14 protein-coding genes and 1 tRNA gene are annotated in these 14693 nt (G+C 72.6%); 8 read left to right on the plus strand and 7 right to left on the minus strand.

Annotated elements, in window-relative coordinates; translation table 11 throughout:
- Positions 1-75: 75 nt before the first annotated feature.
- Together ACLV7J_RS02705 and ACLV7J_RS02710 are read right to left on the minus strand one after the other, a co-directional pair.
- Entirely contained in the window at positions 76-558 is a 483-nt protein-coding gene (locus ACLV7J_RS02705) for a cAMP phosphodiesterase (protein ID WP_411867599.1), read from the minus strand.
- A 127-nt stretch (positions 559-685) separates the two neighbouring features.
- Positions 686-1264, minus strand: coding sequence for a hypothetical protein (locus tag ACLV7J_RS02710; protein ID WP_411867600.1), 579 nt, complete (start codon positions 1262-1264; stop codon positions 686-688).
- A gap of 250 nt (positions 1265-1514) precedes the next feature.
- On the opposite strand from ACLV7J_RS02710, the gene ACLV7J_RS02715 reads away from it, so the two are divergent.
- Positions 1515-2627, plus strand: coding sequence for a histidine kinase (locus ACLV7J_RS02715; protein WP_411867886.1), 1113 nt, complete (start codon positions 1515-1517; stop codon positions 2625-2627).
- A 157-nt stretch (positions 2628-2784) separates the two neighbouring features.
- A tRNA-Glu gene (locus ACLV7J_RS02720) sits at positions 2785-2857 on the plus strand.
- 118 nt (positions 2858-2975) lie between these two features.
- Here the strand turns inward: ACLV7J_RS02720 and ACLV7J_RS02725 are convergent.
- Entirely contained in the window at positions 2976-3536 is a 561-nt protein-coding gene (locus tag ACLV7J_RS02725) for an SRPBCC family protein (protein ID WP_411867601.1), read from the minus strand.
- Positions 3537-3663: 127 nt separating this feature from the next.
- On the opposite strand from ACLV7J_RS02725, the gene ACLV7J_RS02730 reads away from it, so the two are divergent.
- From ACLV7J_RS02730 to ACLV7J_RS02755, 6 genes are all read left to right on the plus strand, one after another.
- Positions 3664-4827 (plus strand): FAD-binding oxidoreductase, encoded by a 1164-nt coding sequence (locus ACLV7J_RS02730; RefSeq protein ID WP_411867602.1) that lies wholly within the window; start codon positions 3664-3666, stop codon positions 4825-4827.
- 186 nt (positions 4828-5013) lie between these two features.
- Positions 5014-6537 carry a glucose-6-phosphate dehydrogenase gene (gene zwf / locus ACLV7J_RS02735; RefSeq protein WP_411867603.1) on the plus strand — a complete coding sequence of 508 codons (1524 nt, stop codon included), beginning with the start codon at positions 5014-5016 and terminating at the stop codon, positions 6535-6537.
- 76 nt (positions 6538-6613) lie between these two features.
- Positions 6614-7915 carry a glucose-6-phosphate dehydrogenase assembly protein OpcA gene (locus ACLV7J_RS02740; RefSeq protein ID WP_411867604.1) on the plus strand — a complete coding sequence of 434 codons (1302 nt, stop codon included), beginning with the start codon at positions 6614-6616 and terminating at the stop codon, positions 7913-7915.
- A gap of 29 nt (positions 7916-7944) precedes the next feature.
- Positions 7945-9489, plus strand: a complete 1545-nt coding sequence (locus tag ACLV7J_RS02745; RefSeq protein WP_411867605.1) for a cobyrinate a,c-diamide synthase — start codon at positions 7945-7947, stop codon at positions 9487-9489.
- Positions 9438-9740 (plus strand): acylphosphatase, encoded by a 303-nt coding sequence (locus ACLV7J_RS02750; RefSeq protein ID WP_411867606.1) that lies wholly within the window; start codon positions 9438-9440, stop codon positions 9738-9740. Before ACLV7J_RS02745 ends, ACLV7J_RS02750 begins: the two co-directional genes overlap by 52 nt.
- Before the next feature lie 93 nt (positions 9741-9833).
- Positions 9834-10520, plus strand: a complete 687-nt coding sequence (locus ACLV7J_RS02755) for a GAP family protein (RefSeq protein WP_411867607.1) — start codon at positions 9834-9836, stop codon at positions 10518-10520.
- 48 nt (positions 10521-10568) lie between these two features.
- On the opposite strand, the gene ACLV7J_RS02760 is transcribed toward ACLV7J_RS02755, so the two are convergent.
- The 4 genes from ACLV7J_RS02760 to folD form a co-directional block, all read right to left on the minus strand.
- A complete protein-coding gene (locus ACLV7J_RS02760; RefSeq protein WP_411867608.1) occupies positions 10569-12074 on the minus strand; it encodes an ATP-dependent RecD-like DNA helicase in 1506 nt (501 codons plus the stop codon).
- A gap of 4 nt (positions 12075-12078) precedes the next feature.
- Positions 12079-12654, minus strand: coding sequence for a divergent PAP2 family protein (locus tag ACLV7J_RS02765; RefSeq protein ID WP_411867609.1), 576 nt, complete (start codon positions 12652-12654; stop codon positions 12079-12081).
- Positions 12651-13619, minus strand: a complete 969-nt coding sequence (crtE, locus tag ACLV7J_RS02770) for a geranylgeranyl diphosphate synthase CrtE (protein ID WP_411867610.1) — start codon at positions 13617-13619, stop codon at positions 12651-12653. Before crtE ends, ACLV7J_RS02765 begins: the two co-directional genes overlap by 4 nt.
- Positions 13620-13745: 126 nt before the next feature.
- A complete protein-coding gene (folD, locus tag ACLV7J_RS02775; RefSeq protein WP_411867611.1) occupies positions 13746-14654 on the minus strand; it encodes a bifunctional methylenetetrahydrofolate dehydrogenase/methenyltetrahydrofolate cyclohydrolase FolD in 909 nt (302 codons plus the stop codon).
- Between the last annotated feature and the right edge of the window lie 39 nt (positions 14655-14693).

The following is a 14693-nucleotide window of genomic DNA, read 5'->3' on the forward strand; positions in this document are numbered from 1 at the left end:
TGCAACAGGGCCCTCGGCCGCAGGGCCCGGCCCCCGGGCCCACTCCCTCAATCCCTCCCAGGCATGACCCTCGGGTCAGCGGGCCTTCTGGGGGCCCTTGAGCACGTCCTGGGCCTTCTGAAGCACGTCGGCGGGCACCTCCTTGGGGCACACCTCCACGGCCCCGAGCACGGCGGAGTTGATCGAGCCCTTGCGCAGCTCCTCCATGGTCAGGGGCTTCGTGCCCACCTGCAGGATCACGCCGCCGTGCTGGCCCTGGATCACCTGGGCGATGGTCTCGCCGGCGATGGCCACCGCCTTGCCGAACTCCACGCCGGCGGAGCGGCCGATGCAGACGTTCAGGGCGGCGATGCGCGTGTAGAGGCCCATGTCCTCCTCACTGGCCCCGACCTGGGCTGGCCGGGCCGTGGGCCGCTCCGCGGCGGGGCGCGCCGGGGCCGGTGCCGTTGGGGCCGCTGAAGCCGCGGCGGGCAGCAGCAGCACCAGGGGCAGCAGCAGGGCGGCCGGCCCCAGCCAGCGTCCGCGGCTGAAGGGGAGGCCCACGCAGATCGAGAACACGCAGAGGGTGCAGCAGTGCCAATCCTGCAGCAGCCGCCCCCTCTGGAACCGCCTTGTCCGCAAAAGCCTTCTCTGCAAAAGGCTTGTCCGCAAACGCCTGATCTGCAGACGCCTTGTCAGCCGGCGATCAGGAGTCGGGGATCGGAGCGCCGGCCCCCTCCACACGGATTTCGTGGTGGGTCTCCACCAGCTCCAGGTTGCCGTCGCGCCAGGAATAGATAGAGCGGGCGCGGTAGCGGTCCTGGTCCACCAGGCGGATGTGCTCGAGGATGTCCCAGTCGAGGTAGTGGGATTCGAACACCATCTCGTGTTCATCCACCTGGCGGATCTGACTGCGGGTGGGCGAGCCGCAGAGGTAGCCCCGGCTGCGGCGCAACTGGTGCCCGCACAGGGAGGCCTCCATGGTGCCCTCGCGCACGTAGCGGGGCTTGCGCTCAAAGAAGTCGTATTCCTGATCCGGCCACCAGGTGAAGCGGTAGTCGAACTCGCCCTCCAGGGCCTCGCTGAAGGTCTCCACCCGCAGCATCATGTCGACCCGCAGCGTCTCGTCGTCGGCGAAGAAGTACTGGCGGCGGGATCGCCACAGCCCCAGGTTGCGGCTGAACCAGCGCCTCACGTTGCTGTCGAGGCGGATCCGGCTGGCGGGATCGGCGGAGGTGGTCGCCACGGGGAGCACCCGGGTCGCCAAGGGATGGTGGTGGGACATGGGGAGCATCCCAGGGACGACCGGTCGCCCTCGTCATAGCCATGCCGGCCAGACCCGAGCCAAAACCATAGGCTGGTTTCGCATTTCCAGTCCCCGCGCCTCGGTGTCCGCTGCAGGGGAGCTCCCCATCCCCGACTCTTCCCTCTCCTTCTCACCCGAGGCGTCCGAGCCGCAGTGGCCCGCTGGGGCCGCTCCGGAGCCGATTGCGCCGGATTCCGCCCTGGAGGACGTGAGGCGCCATGAGGCGAGCCTGCGGGATGGCGCGGAGCAGCAGCGCCGCAGCCTGCGGTTGCTGCTGCTCGCCTCCCCCTACCAGCAGGCCACCGCGGACCTGCGCCAGCTGGTGGCCCTGCTGGAGGGCGAGCACTTCGGCTTTGAGGTGAAGCTGGAGGTGGTGGATCCGGCCCAGCGGCCCGAGTTGCTGGAGCTGCACCGCCTGGTGGCGACACCCGCCCTGGTGAAGCTGGAGCCGGCCCCCAAGCAGGTGTTCGCCGGCAGCACCGTGACCCAGCAGCTGCGCAGCTGGCTGCCCCGCTGGCAGCAGCTGGATGTGGTGAGCGGCCTGGGGCTGAGCCTGCGCCCGCCGGAGCCGGATGGCAGCCGCAGCCCCCGCGAGCTGCAGCTGGAGGACCAGCTGCTGGTGCTGCGCCAGGAGAACGAGACCCTGATCGAGCGCGTGCGGGTGCAGGAGCGGCTGCTGCGGATGGTGGCCCACGAGCTGCGCACCCCGCTCACCGCCGCCAAGCTGGCCCTGCAGAGCCGCAACCTGGGCCAGATCGACCAGGAGCGCTGTTACGACGTGCTCAACCGGCGGCTCGACGACATCGAGCAGCTCTCCAAGGACCTGCTGGAGGTGGGCACCACCCGCTGGGAGGCCCTGTTCAATCCCCAGCGCCTGGCCCTGGGGCCGGTGGCGGCCGAGGCGATCCTCGAGCTGGAAAAGCTGTGGGTGGGCCGCGGGCTGCGGCTGGTCACCGACATCCCCACGGACCTGCCGGACGTCTACGCCGACCAGCGGCGCATGCGGCAGGTGCTGCTCAACCTGCTGGAGAACGCCTTCAAGTACACCCCCGACGGCGGCAGCGTCAGCCTGACGATCCTGCACCGCACCAGCCAGTGGCTGCAGGTGAGCGTCTGCGACTCGGGCCCCGGCATCCCCCGCAGTGAGCAGGACCGGATCTTCCAGGAGCGGGTACGTCTGCCCCAGACCTCCCAGACCACCTCCGGCTTCGGCGTGGGCCTCTCGGTGTGCCGGCGCATCACCGAGGTGCACGGCGGCCGCATCTGGGTGGTGTCGGAGCCCGGGGAGGGGGCCTGCTTCCACTTCACCGTGCCCGTCTGGGACGACCAGGGCATCCGCTGAGGCCTCCGGGTCGGGCAGGGGCCCGGCCGGGCGTTCCTTGACGAAGGGGACCTCCGCCCCGTAACTTCATCCCATCGGAGGCGAACCGGCCAAAAGCCAGGTGAGCCAAGGGAAGTCAACCCGCTCCGCGGTGCATCACTGACCTGACCGAGTCCTAGCCCCCATCGTCTAGAGGCCTAGGACACCTCCCTTTCACGGAGGCGACAGGGGTTCGAATCCCCTTGGGGGTATCCAACGAAGAAGCGGCTCCCTGAGCCGCTTTTTTTGTGGCTGCCTATGAGCCTCACCTCCTCGGTGTGGCGCGGGATGGCCGAAGGGATTGGGCCTGCGGGGCGGCCGCCTGGCGGCTCAGGCCAGGCTGGCGCGGCGCTGGGCCTCCAGCTGCACGGCCCGCAGGTTGGCGGCCAGGTCTTCCCGCAGCCGCTGCTCGATCAGGCCGATCGGCATGCCCACGCAGCCCTGCACGGTCAGGTCGTAGAGGAGGGTGGTGTCGCCCTCGTGGCGGCCGATCTGCCAGCTGCCCTCGAAGCGGCGGAAATCGCCCCTGGTCATCACGAAGCTGAGGCGCCGCTCGGCCCAGTGCTCGGTGAGCTCCAGCTCCACCCGGGCCCGGAAGCGCAGGCCGATGAACTGTTGCGAGCCCTCCTGGGCCAGGGCGACGACGTTGTCGCGGCGCCAGAGCAGACGCGAGCTCAGAAGGTTGGGGATGAACTCGCTGAGGCGGTCGTAGTCGGTGAGGGCCTCCCAGAGCCAGCGGGGGTCGAGCCCCAGGCGCAGCTGCACCGCCAGGCGGCGGCAGCCCTGGGGGAGCCGTTCCATCTCCTGCTGGATCGTGTCCAGGGCGCAAAGATCCTGGGTGGGCGCGAGGCCCTGGGGGCCGGCGCTGAGAAGAGCCGAGAGCTGCGCCAAGGTCGTCGGGGCTGGGCGATGCGGTCCTGGAGCGACAACCTAGCCCCGATTGCCGCGGCTGGGGGCCGGCTCCCGGCTCGGAGTGTTCCCTATGATCGCGCGACCCTTCAATCGCGGCTTCCGATCCATGCGCGTTTCGACCGCCACCTCCAGCCGCAGCGACTCCCGCATGTTCACGGTGGTGGTCCAGAGCTATGGGGTCGGCACGCAACGCCAGGCCGCCCGGGAGATCAACGTCCCCTTCAACCGCCTGCAGGCCCTCGTCCAGTCCATCGCCCTGCTGGGTGGCCAGATCCTGTCGGTGACTCCCGCCGGTGAGACTCCGGCCAGCCAGCCCGCAGCAGCCGCTGCCACGCCCGCCCCTGCCGCCGCAGCCCCCTCGAAACCCGCCCCCGTGTCCCACGCCGACGTTCCCGTCAACCTCTACAAGCCCAAGAATCCGTTCCTGGGCACCGTCACCGAGAACTACAGCCTCCTCGGTGAGGGCGCCATCGGCCGGGTGAACCACATCACCTTCGACCTCTCCGGTGGCGACCCCCAGCTCCACTACGTGGAGGGCCAGAGCATCGGCATCATTCCCGATGGCGAAGACGCCAACGGCAAGCCCCACAAGCTGCGCCTCTACTCGATCGCCAGCACCCGCCACGGCGACAACCTGGAGGGCAACACGGTGTCGCTCTGCGTTCGCCAGCTCCAGTACGAGAAGGACGGCGAGACGATCAACGGCGTCTGCTCCACCTTCCTCTGCGACATCGACCCCGGCGCCAAGGTGAGGATCACCGGCCCGGTGGGCAAGGAGATGCTGCTCCCCGACGATGAGGAGGCCAACGTGATCATGCTGGCCACCGGCACCGGCATCGCGCCGATGCGCACCTACCTGCGCCGCATGTTCGAGCCCACCGAGCGGGAGAAGAACGGCTGGAACTTCCGCGGCAAGGCCTGGCTGTTCATGGGCGCCCCCACCACCGCCAACCTCCTCTACGACGCGGACTTCAACCACTACCAGAGCCAGTTCCCCGACAACTTCCGCTACACCAAGGCCATCAGCCGCGAGCAGCAGAACGCCAAGGGCGGCCGCATGTACATCCAGGACCGCGTCAGCGAGCACGCCGACGAGATCTTCGCGATGATCGAGGACCCCAAGACCCACGTCTACATGTGCGGCCTGCGCGGCATGGAGCCCGGCATCGACGAGGCGATGAGCGCCGCCGCCGAAGCCAAGGGCCTGAACTGGTCCGAGCTGCGGCCCCAGCTCAAGAAGGCCGAGCGCTGGCACGTCGAGACCTACTGAGCCCCCTGAAGCCCCCAGCAGCGACGAGCCCCAGCAGGCTCCTCCTCCAGGCCCGCCACCGGCGGGCCTTTTTGCTGCGCCCAGGGCCCCGCGTTTGGCCAAACCCTCACAAAGCCGCCGCGTTGGCCGCCGCGGCTGGGAGCACGCCGCTTTTCTGGGTAGACCTGAAGCACTGCCGCACTGCCCATGGGCGCCACCCTCACGAATCCGCTCCGGGTCGGGCTGCGCCAGGAGCGGGTGATCCCGCCCCAGTGCCTGGTGATCTTCGGAGCCAGCGGCGATCTCACCCACCGCAAGCTGATCCCGGCCCTGTTCGAGCTGTTCCGCCAGAGGCGCCTGCCCAGTGAGTTCGCGGTGCTGGGCTGCGCCCGCCGGCCCTGGAGCGACGAGGAGTTCCGCAGCCGCATGGCCGAGGCCCTGGCCCCGGAGGTGAAGCGCCACCAGAGCGCCTGGAACCAGTTCGCCGCCTGCCTCTTCTACGAACCGGTGGACCTGCAGCAGCCCGCCGACGCCGTGCGGCTGGGCGAGCGCCTGGAGGCCATCGACAAGCTCAAGGCCACCCGCGGCAACCGCACCTTCTACCTGTCGGTGTCACCGGCCTTCTACGGCAGCGGCTGCCGCTCCCTGGCGGCCGCCGGCCTGCTCAAGGACCCGAGCCGCAGCCGGGTGGTGATCGAGAAGCCCTTCGGCACCGACTACGCCAGCGCCGAGCAGCTCAACCGGGTGGTGCAGAGCTGCGGCCAGGAGCAGCAGATCTTCCGCATCGACCACTACCTGGGCAAGGAGACCGTCCAGAACATCCTGGTGCTGCGGTTCGCCAACACGATCTTCGAGCCGATCTGGAACCGCAACTACATCGCCAACGTGCAGATCACGGCGGCGGAAACCGTGGGGGTGGAGGAGCGGGCCGGCTACTACGAATCCAGCGGCGCCCTGCGGGACATGGTGCAGAACCACCTGACCCAGATGCTGGCCCTCACCACCATGGAGGCGCCGGGCCGCTTCGACCCCGAGGCCATCCGCAACGAGAAGGCCAAGGTGCTGCAGGCCGCGCGCCTGGCCAATGAGGAGGAGCCCTGGAAGTGCTGTGTGCGCGGCCAGTACAGCCAGGGGGGCAACCGCCTCAATCCCGTGGCGGGCTACCGCCAGGAGCCGGGGGTGAACGCCAACAGCACCACGGAAACCTATGTGGCGATGAAGCTGTTCATCGACAACTGGCGCTGGCAGGGGGTGCCCTTCTACCTGCGCACCGGCAAGCGCCTGCCCAAGCGTCTCTCCGAGGTGGTGCTCACCTTCCACGAGGCGCCGGTGCACCTGTTCGATGCCGCCGGCGGCAGCCCCACCGCCAACCAGCTGATCCTGCGCATCCAGCCCGATGAGGGGGCCGGCTTCGTGTTCGAGGTGAAGGCGCCGGGCTCGGGCATGCGCAGCCGCCCGGTGGACATGCACTTCAGCTACGACGAGAGCTTCGGCGAGCCCAGCGATGAGGGCTACGTGCGACTGCTGGCCGACGCCATGCTCGGCGACCCCACCCTGTTCACCCGCAGCGATGAGGTGGAGGCCGCCTGGCGTCTCTACACCCCCCTGCTGGAGCTGATCGAGGACGCCCCCTGGCAGCTGCCGATCCACCCCTACGAGTCCGGCACCTGGGGCCCCGGCGCCGCCGACAACCTGCTGGCCGAGGAGGGCCTGATGTGGCGGCGGCCCTGACGGCCCCCCCAGCCCCGCTCCCCCTTCGCCTCGCGTCCCGCTTCCAGTCCCCGCTCCCCTCGCCCCGCCGCGCGCCATGGCTCCCCAGCTCACCCTCCAGGCCCCGCTCGAACTGCCGCCCGACCAGGTGCCGGGCTACCTGGAGACCCTCTGGAGCCAGGGGCTGAAGGGCTCCGCCGGCGCCGCCACCTTCACCCTGGTGGTGTGGGAGCCCTCCTGGCTGCAGCAGCAGCTGGTGCGCACCGGCCGGCTCGACGGCCCGATCAGCGGCCTGCTCTCGGAGGACCTGCTGGCGGCCGCCCGCAGCGCCGTGACCGACTGCGGCCTGCCGCCGAGCACGGCCCCCAGCGCACCGGAACTGGCCTGGGCCCTGGGCCAGCAGGAGGGCCAGCACAGCGCCCCGGACCTGCGCGGCCAGTTCGTGGACCGCGCCATCAGCTCCCACCGGCCGCGGCGGCTGATCACCCTGGCCCCCACCCTGGCGGCCGACACCCCCCTGGAGACCCTGGTGGCGGCCTACTGCCCCCTGCCGGAGGAGCGCGGCAGCGGCGAGGACGCCTGCGGCGACGTGGTGGTGCTGCGGGGCGGCATGGGGGCGATCCAGCAGGGCCTGGCGATCCTGCAGCCCCTGATCGAGCCCGACCTGCCCTGCTGGGTGTGGTGGAACGGCTCCCTGGATGAATCCCCCGACGTGCTGGAGGCCCTGGCCACGCCACCGCGGCGCCTGGTTCTCGACAGTTCGATCGGCTCGCCCCGCCGCTGCCTCGACCAGCTGGTGGAGCGCATCGCCACCGGCCAGGCCGTCAACGACCTCAACTGGCTGCGGCTGCGCAGCTGGCGCGAGTCGCTGGCGATGGTGTTCGACCCCCCCAGCCGCCAGGGGGCCCTGCAGCACGTGGTGCAGCTCGACATCGACGTGGAGGGGCAGCACCCCGTGAAGGGCCTGCTGCTGGCGGCCTGGATCGCCGATCGGCTCGGCTGGCACCTGCAGACCAGCTACCGCCTGCCGGCCAACGGCGATGGCGAGGGCATCGGCGCCGAGTTCCAGCGCCACGACGGCGAGAGCGTGCAGTTCCGGCTGATGCCGGTGCCGGTGGGCCTGGCCAAGACCCACCCCGGCGCCCTGGTGGGCCTGCGCCTGATCTGCGCGCCCCAGGGCCAGGCACCCCTGTGCGTGATCCTCTGCTCCGAATCGGGGGGCTGCATGCGGCTGGAGGCCGGCGGCGTGGCCTCGATGGAGCTGGCCGAGGAGGTGGTGCCCATGCCCAACGAGAGCGAGGAGATGGAACTGGCCCGGCTGCTGGGCGGCGGCCACGACACCACCAACCCGCTGCTGGCCGCCGCGGCCCCCCTGGCTGCCAAGCTGCTGCCCGAGTAGGGCCCGCGCCGGGCCAGCCAGCCGCGCCCATGGCCTGCGTTCTCACAGCCCCCAGCAGCGGCAGCGGCAAGACCCTGGTGAGCCTGGCCCTGACGGCCCTGGCCCGCCGCCGGGGCGCCAGCATCCAGACCTTCAAGGTGGGGCCCGACTACCTGGACCCCCAGCTGCTCAGCGCGGTGAGCGGCCGGCCCTGCCGCAACCTCGATCCGCTGCTGTGCGGCGAGGCCTGGGTGGCGCGCAGCTTCCAGGGCTTCGGCAGCCGGGCCGAGCTGGCGCTGGTGGAGGGGGTGATGGGCCTGTTCGACGGCCGTGGCCCCAGCAGCGCCGGCAGCACCGCGGCGGTGGCCGGCCAGCTGGGCCTGCCGCTGGTGCTGGTGGTGGAGGCCAGCCGCCAGGCGGGCTCGGTGGCCGCCCTGGTGCGGGGCTTCCGCGACCACGACCCCCGGCTGCAGCTGGCCGGGGTGGTGCTCAACGGCGTGGGCAGCGAGCGGCATCGGGCCCTGCTGGCCGAAGCCCTGGAGGCGATCGCCATGCCCCTGCTGGGGGCCCTGCCGCGCCACGACAGCCTGCATCTGCCCTCCCGTCACCTGGGTCTGCTGCCGGCCCACGAGCTGGCGGACCTGGAGCAGCGCCAGGGGGCCTGGGCGGACCTGGCCGAGCGCCACCTGGACCTGGAGCGGCTCTGGCCGCTGCTGAGCGCCCCAGCCGCTGCCGCCGATGGCCTGGATCCCATCCACTGGTGCCTGGCCCAGGAGCGGGGGGCAGACGGCGGGACGCCGGAGGCCCCAGGGGCTAGCGGCGATCCCGGCTCCGCACCGCTGCCCGTGGCGATCGCCAGCGATGCCGCCTTCCACTTCCGCTACCCGGAGGCGAGCGAACTGCTGCGGGCCCGGGGCATGGAGGTGGTGCCCTGGTCGCCGCTGGCGGACGAGCCGCTGCCGGCCCGCTGCCATGCCCTGATCCTGCCGGGGGGCTACCCGGAGCTGCAGGCGGGCCAGCTGGCCCAGAGCCGCCGCAGCCTCACGGAGCTCCGGGCCGCGGCCGCCGCGGGGCTGCCGATCTACGCCGAATGCGGCGGCCTGCTGCTGCTGGGCGGCGAACTCTGCGATCCGGGCGGCACCCCCCACGCCATGGCCGGCGTGCTGCCGTTCCGAGCCCGCCGCGGCCCGCTCAGCCTCGGCTACCGCGACGCCAGCGTTCGCGACGACGGGCTGGTGCTGCGGCGGGGTGAGCAGGTCTGCGGCCACGAATTCCACCGCTGGCAGCTGGAACCCCTCGGGGCTGGCGACGGCGGCGGCGCTGAGGCCAGCGGGGGGCCGGAGGAGCCGATCTGGGGCGAGGCCGCGGCCAATCTCGAACCGCTGTGGCAACTTGAAGGCTGGGGAAGCCCGAGCCGGAGGGAAGGATGGAGCAGCAGGACCCTGCACGCCAGCTGGCTGCACCTCCACTGGACTGGCTGTTCGGCGATCTCCCGTCGGCTGCGCGACGCAGCCGCGCGGCACGCATCCGCGAATGGCACCGGGTGGAGCGCGGCGAACCCCGCGCCAGCCACGCCGTCGAGCGTTGGCGGCTGACCGTGCGGGGCCGGGTGCAGGGGGTGGGCTTCCGGGCCGGCTGCCAACAGTGGGCCCGCCAGCTCGACCTCAGCGGCTGGGTGCGCAACACCCGCGATGGCGCCGTGGAGGTGGAGGCGGAGGGGCCGGCCCACGCGCTCACCGAACTGCGGCTGTGGTGTGAGCGGGGGCCGAGCGGCGCGACGGTCCATGGCGTGACCACCCTCCAGATCCCGCCCACCCACGAGGACTGGTTCGAGATCCGCCGCTGAGGCGCCGGCCCCCTGCCTTGGGCAAGACCGGCGCACCGGGGGCCTTCGTGGTGGGTTGGAATGGCGCCACGCCACCCCGCCGAGCCCCACCGCATGCCCTCCGCGACCCTCTGGGCCGAGCTGCTGGCCTACGGCAGCGCCGTGAGCCTCAGCCCGATCCACATCGGCCTGCTGCTGCTGCTGCTGCTCGGCCCCGACCCCCTGCGGCGCGGGGGCTGGTTCGTGCTCAGCTGGGTGCTCACCATCGCCGGCGTCGTGGTGGTGATGCTCACGGTGGGCCACAGCCTGCTGCTGACCATGGAGCACGGCAGCCCCCACCGCACGGGCCTGGACCTGGTGGCGGCCGGCGTGCTGCTGGGGCTGGGACTGAAGGAGCTGCTCGAGCGCCGGGAGGAGGGCGATGAGCCGCCGGGCTGGACCCGCCAGCTGGATCGCTTCAGCGCCCTGCCGCTGCCGCTGCTGATCGCGGCGGGGGTGGGGATCGAGCTGGCCAGCCCCGATGACCTGTTCCTGTTCGCCCGCTCGGCCGGGGTGATGCTGGCCGCGGGCCTGAGCAACGCCCAGGAGGTGCTCTGCACCGCGGTGTTCACCCTAGCGGCGAGCCTGGCGCTGCTGCTTCCACTGCTGGCCCTGGCCGTCGGCCGCCAGCAGGTGGTGCCCCTGCTGGAGCAGGGCAAGCAGCTGCTGTTCCGCCGCGGCGACGTGGTGGTGGCGGGCCTGAGCCTGGCCCTGGCGGGCTATCTGGGCTGGGAGGGCCTGCTGGGGCTGGGGCTGGTCTGAAGCCGGGCGCACCAGCCGGCGGGCCCTCCCGTGGGCCCGGGACCTCCCTCAGGCGCCCTGGCGCAGCCAGCCCTCCCAGCGCTGGCGGTCTGCGGCGGTCGACGCCGACGACGAAGAAGACGACGACGCCCCGGCGGCCACCAGCCACACCGCCTGGCTGGCGCGGCTCACCGCCACGTAGACGAGCTGGCGGCGCAGCACCTCGTCGCTGGGCCAGAACACATCGCCGGCGATGAACACCTCGCCGAAGGTGCTGCCCTGGCTCCGATGCACCGTGAGCACCGCCGCCGGACCCAGCGAGGCGAAGGCATCCCGCACCAGGAAGTAGCGGCGCCAGAGGCCGCGCCCCTCCGTCTTGCCCGCCTCGCGGGCCTGCTGGCGCAGCCGGGCCAGCACGGCGTCGAGGGCGCGGCGCGGTTCGCTGCCCGCGGGGGGCAGCAGCCGCAGGGCCAGACGGGTCTCCCCCGCCTCCACCTCGGCCGTGAGGGTGTCGATCACGGCGGGGGAACAGCCATCGCCGCTGCCTACGCCGAAGTCGGCCAGGTCGCAGCGCTCGGGGGTCACGTCGCGCACCACCAGCTCGCGGTTGGAGCCCAGCACCATGTCGGGCTCCTCGGCCGCCTCCTCGCCGGAGCGGCAGGCCGGTGCCATCACGGCCGAGCGGGTGATCAGCACCTCGCCGGGCAGCACCGGCAGCTGGTCGGCCATGGCGCCGTGGATGGCGCGGCGGGCCAGGGGCACCAGCCGCTCCAGGGCGCGGTTGGTGTAGCAGAGGATGCGGGCGTGGTCGGGGTTGTCGAGCTCGACGGCGCGGCGCAGGGCGGCCTGGGCCGTCGCCAGCCACTCCGCCTGGGGCACGGCCGCCACCAGCCCCAGGGGCCCGCGCACCGGCGCCAGGGCCGGCGGCTGGCGGCAGGGCAGCTGGCCATTGCGCAGACCCGTGGCGAGCTGCAGCACCGGCCCCTGGTGGCGCACCACCTCCGTGAGGCCCGCCCCGGCGCAGCGGCCCATGCCAAAGACCGGGCTCTCGGGCTCCCCCACCGGCGGCAGCTGGGCCGGATCACCCACGAACACCAGCCGGGTGCGGAAGGGATGGGCGCAGCGCAGGGCGATCTCCAGCAGGGCGGAATCGACCATCGAGGCCTCATCCACCAGCACCAGGCCCAGGTGCTCGAGGGCGCCGGCGGTCTGCTCGGTCTCCTCGCAGCGCTCCAGATCGCCCTGGCGCCGGAGCTTGAGCCGCAGCAGCCGGTGGATGGTGGAGGGGAACCAGGTGGGCGCGAGGCCCGCCAGGGCCAGCTGCTGGCGGATCACCCCCACGGCCTTGTGGGTGGGGGCCACCACGGTCCAGCAGAGGCCGCTGCGCTCCACCAGGGCCAGCAGGTGGCGGGCCAGGTAGGTCTTGCCGGTGCCGGCGAAGCCGCTCAGCACGAACGGCCGGCCGTCGTAGGGGGCGACCAGCCAGGCGGCAAAGGCCTCAGAAGCCGCCGCCTGGCCGGGGGTGAGGCCGGAGCGGGGCGCGCCGGGGGGGCCTGGATCCGACGCGGCGCTCACCGGCTCAGCCGATCGGCAGCAGGCCCCAGTGCTGGGCCAGCGCCAGGGGGGTGCCCACAAACACCAGGCCCGGCAGGGCGATGGCGGGGCCCAGCAGGCTGCCGATCAGCACCTCCAGGCGGGTGTGGCCGAGGTTTTCCTTGAGGGGCTTGCGTTGGGCCTCCGTGGCGGCCGGGGCCTCCGCGCCGGACCCGGCTGGCTCCCAGAGCCCGTCGGGCAGGCCGTTGACCCGGCGGGCCGTGAGGCCAGCGGCGCGGCGCACCCCGGCCGCGTCGTAGAGCACCACGAAGCACATCGTGGCCGCCAGGGCGAACAGCGGATCGGCGAAGCCGAGCTGCCAGCCGATCGCCGCGGCGGTGCCGGTCAGCAGGGCGGAGTGGCTGGAGGGCATGCCGCCGGTCTCGAACAGCACGGCTGGCCGCCAGCGGCGGTGCTCCACCAGCTCGATCAGCAGTTTGGAGAGCTGGGCCAGGCCGCAGGCCGCCAGCCCCCACCAGAGGGGGCCGTTGTCGAGCAGGGCGCCCAGCAGGTCGGTGTCGTGGGGCAGAGCGGAGAGGGCCACCGCAAGGGCGGTGCTCATCGGTCGCGGCTCGTGATGTAGTCCGCCAGGGCCAGCAGCGGCGCGGCCTTGCCGCCGGCCTCACCGGCGCTCCAGGGGGCGAGCACGGCCTTGGCCTCGGCCACCAGCGCCTCGGCCCGCTGGCGCGATTCCTCCAGCCCCAGCAGCTTGGGATAGGTGGTCTTGTCGGCGGTGAGATCCTTGCCGGCGGTCTTGCCCAGCACCTCGCTGCTGGCGGTCACATCGAGGATGTCGTCGATGATCTGGAAGGCCAGGCCGATGCCGCGGGCGTAGGTGCGCAGGGCCTCCAGCAGGGCCTCGGAGGCCCCGGCGATCAGGGCGCCCGTGAGCACGCAGGCCCGCAGCAGGGCGCCGGTCTTGTGGAGGTGGATGTACTCGAGGGTCTCGAGGTCCACGTCCTTGCCCTCGCACTCCAGGTCCACCACCTGGCCGCCCACCAGGCCCGGGGCGCCCGAGGCCAGGGAGAGCTCGCCCACCACCGCCAGCAGCCGCTCGGCCGGCACGCCGGGGCTGCGCAGGGCCACCATCTCGAAGGCGCGGGTCAGCAGGGCATCGCCGGCCAGGATCGCGTTGGCCTCGCCGTACACCTTGTGGTTGGTGGGCCGGCCGCGGCGCAGGTCGTCGTTGTCCATGGCGGGCAGATCGTCATGGATCAGCGACATGGTGTGGATCATCTCCAGGGCCACCGCCGTGGGCATCGCCTGGGCGCTGTCGCCGCCGGCCAGCTCGCAGGCCGCCAGGCAGAGGATCGGCCGCAGCCGCTTGCCCCCCGCCAGCAGCGAGTAGCGCATCGCCTCCCGCAGGCTCTCGGGCCGCTCCGGCCCCAGGGAGCCATCCAGGGCCGCCTCCACCCCCAGGCGGGCCGCCTCCAGGTAGGCGGCGAAGTCGAACCCCGCGGGGGGGGCGTCTGTGGGGGGGACGCCACCGCTGGCGCTGCCTGTGCTCGTGCTCACCGCCGCGGTCATGGAGGGGTCGGGTCTGGGCGGGATTCTCTCAGGCCAGGGCTGCGCCTCGGGCCCGAGCCAGCGGCGCCGCAACACTGGCGCCGAAGCCCTGGGGCCGCGGCCGGGGTCTGCGGTGGGGCGCTGCCCTCAGGGCAGCAGGTCCGCCAGGGGGTCATCCAGGCCGCAGCGCCGGCACCAGCTGGCCACGGTGTTGACCAGCAGCAGCGTCACCGTCATCGGGCCGACGCCCCCCGGCACCGGCGTGATGGCGCTGGCGATCGGCTCCACCTCCTCGTAGCGCACATCCCCGCAGAGCCTGGCCTTGGCGCCGGGGCCCGCCGCCGGATCGGGATCGAGCCGGTGGATGCCCACATCCACCACCACCGCGCCGGGCTTGACGTGCTCCGCCCCCACCATGCGCGGCCGGCCGGCCGCCACCACCAGCACGTCCGCCTCGCGGGTGAGGGCCGGGAGGTCGCGGGTGCGGGAGTGGGCCACGCTCACGGTGGCGTCGGCGGCCTGGAGCATCAGGGCCATGGGCTGGCCCACCAGGATGCTGCGGCCCACCACCACGGCCCGCTTTCCCGCCAGCTCGATGCCGGCATGGGCCAGCAGGGCCATCACCCCGGCGGGGGTGCAGCTGCGGGGGCCCGGCTCACCCTTGAGCAGGCGGCCGAGGTTGAGGGTGTGCAGGCCGTCGGCGTCCTTCTCGGGATCGATGGCGGCCAGCAGCGGCGCCTCATCCAGGCCATCGGGCAGGGGCAGCTGCAGCAGGATCCCGTCCACCAGGGGGTCGGCGTTGAGCCGCTGGATCGCCTCGAGCACCGCCGCCGGGGGGGTGCCGGCGGGCAGGTGGGCGCCGTGGTTGGTGACGCCGATGCGCCCGCAGGCCTTCTCCTTGTTGGCCACGTAGACGCCGCTGGCGGGGTCATCCCCCACCCGCAGCACCGCCAGGCCCGGGGGCCGGCCGGCCCGCTCCAGGCGCTCGGCGATGACGGTCTGGAGCCGCTGCTCGAGTTCGGCCGCCAGCTGGCGACCATCCAGACGCGTGGCCATGGAGCGGGTTCGGATGACGGCCTCCAGCATGCAGGCCCG

This window comes from Vulcanococcus limneticus LL (assembly GCF_943369875.1).
Taxonomy (GTDB): Bacteria; Cyanobacteriota; Cyanobacteriia; order PCC-6307; family Cyanobiaceae; genus Vulcanococcus; species Vulcanococcus limneticus_A.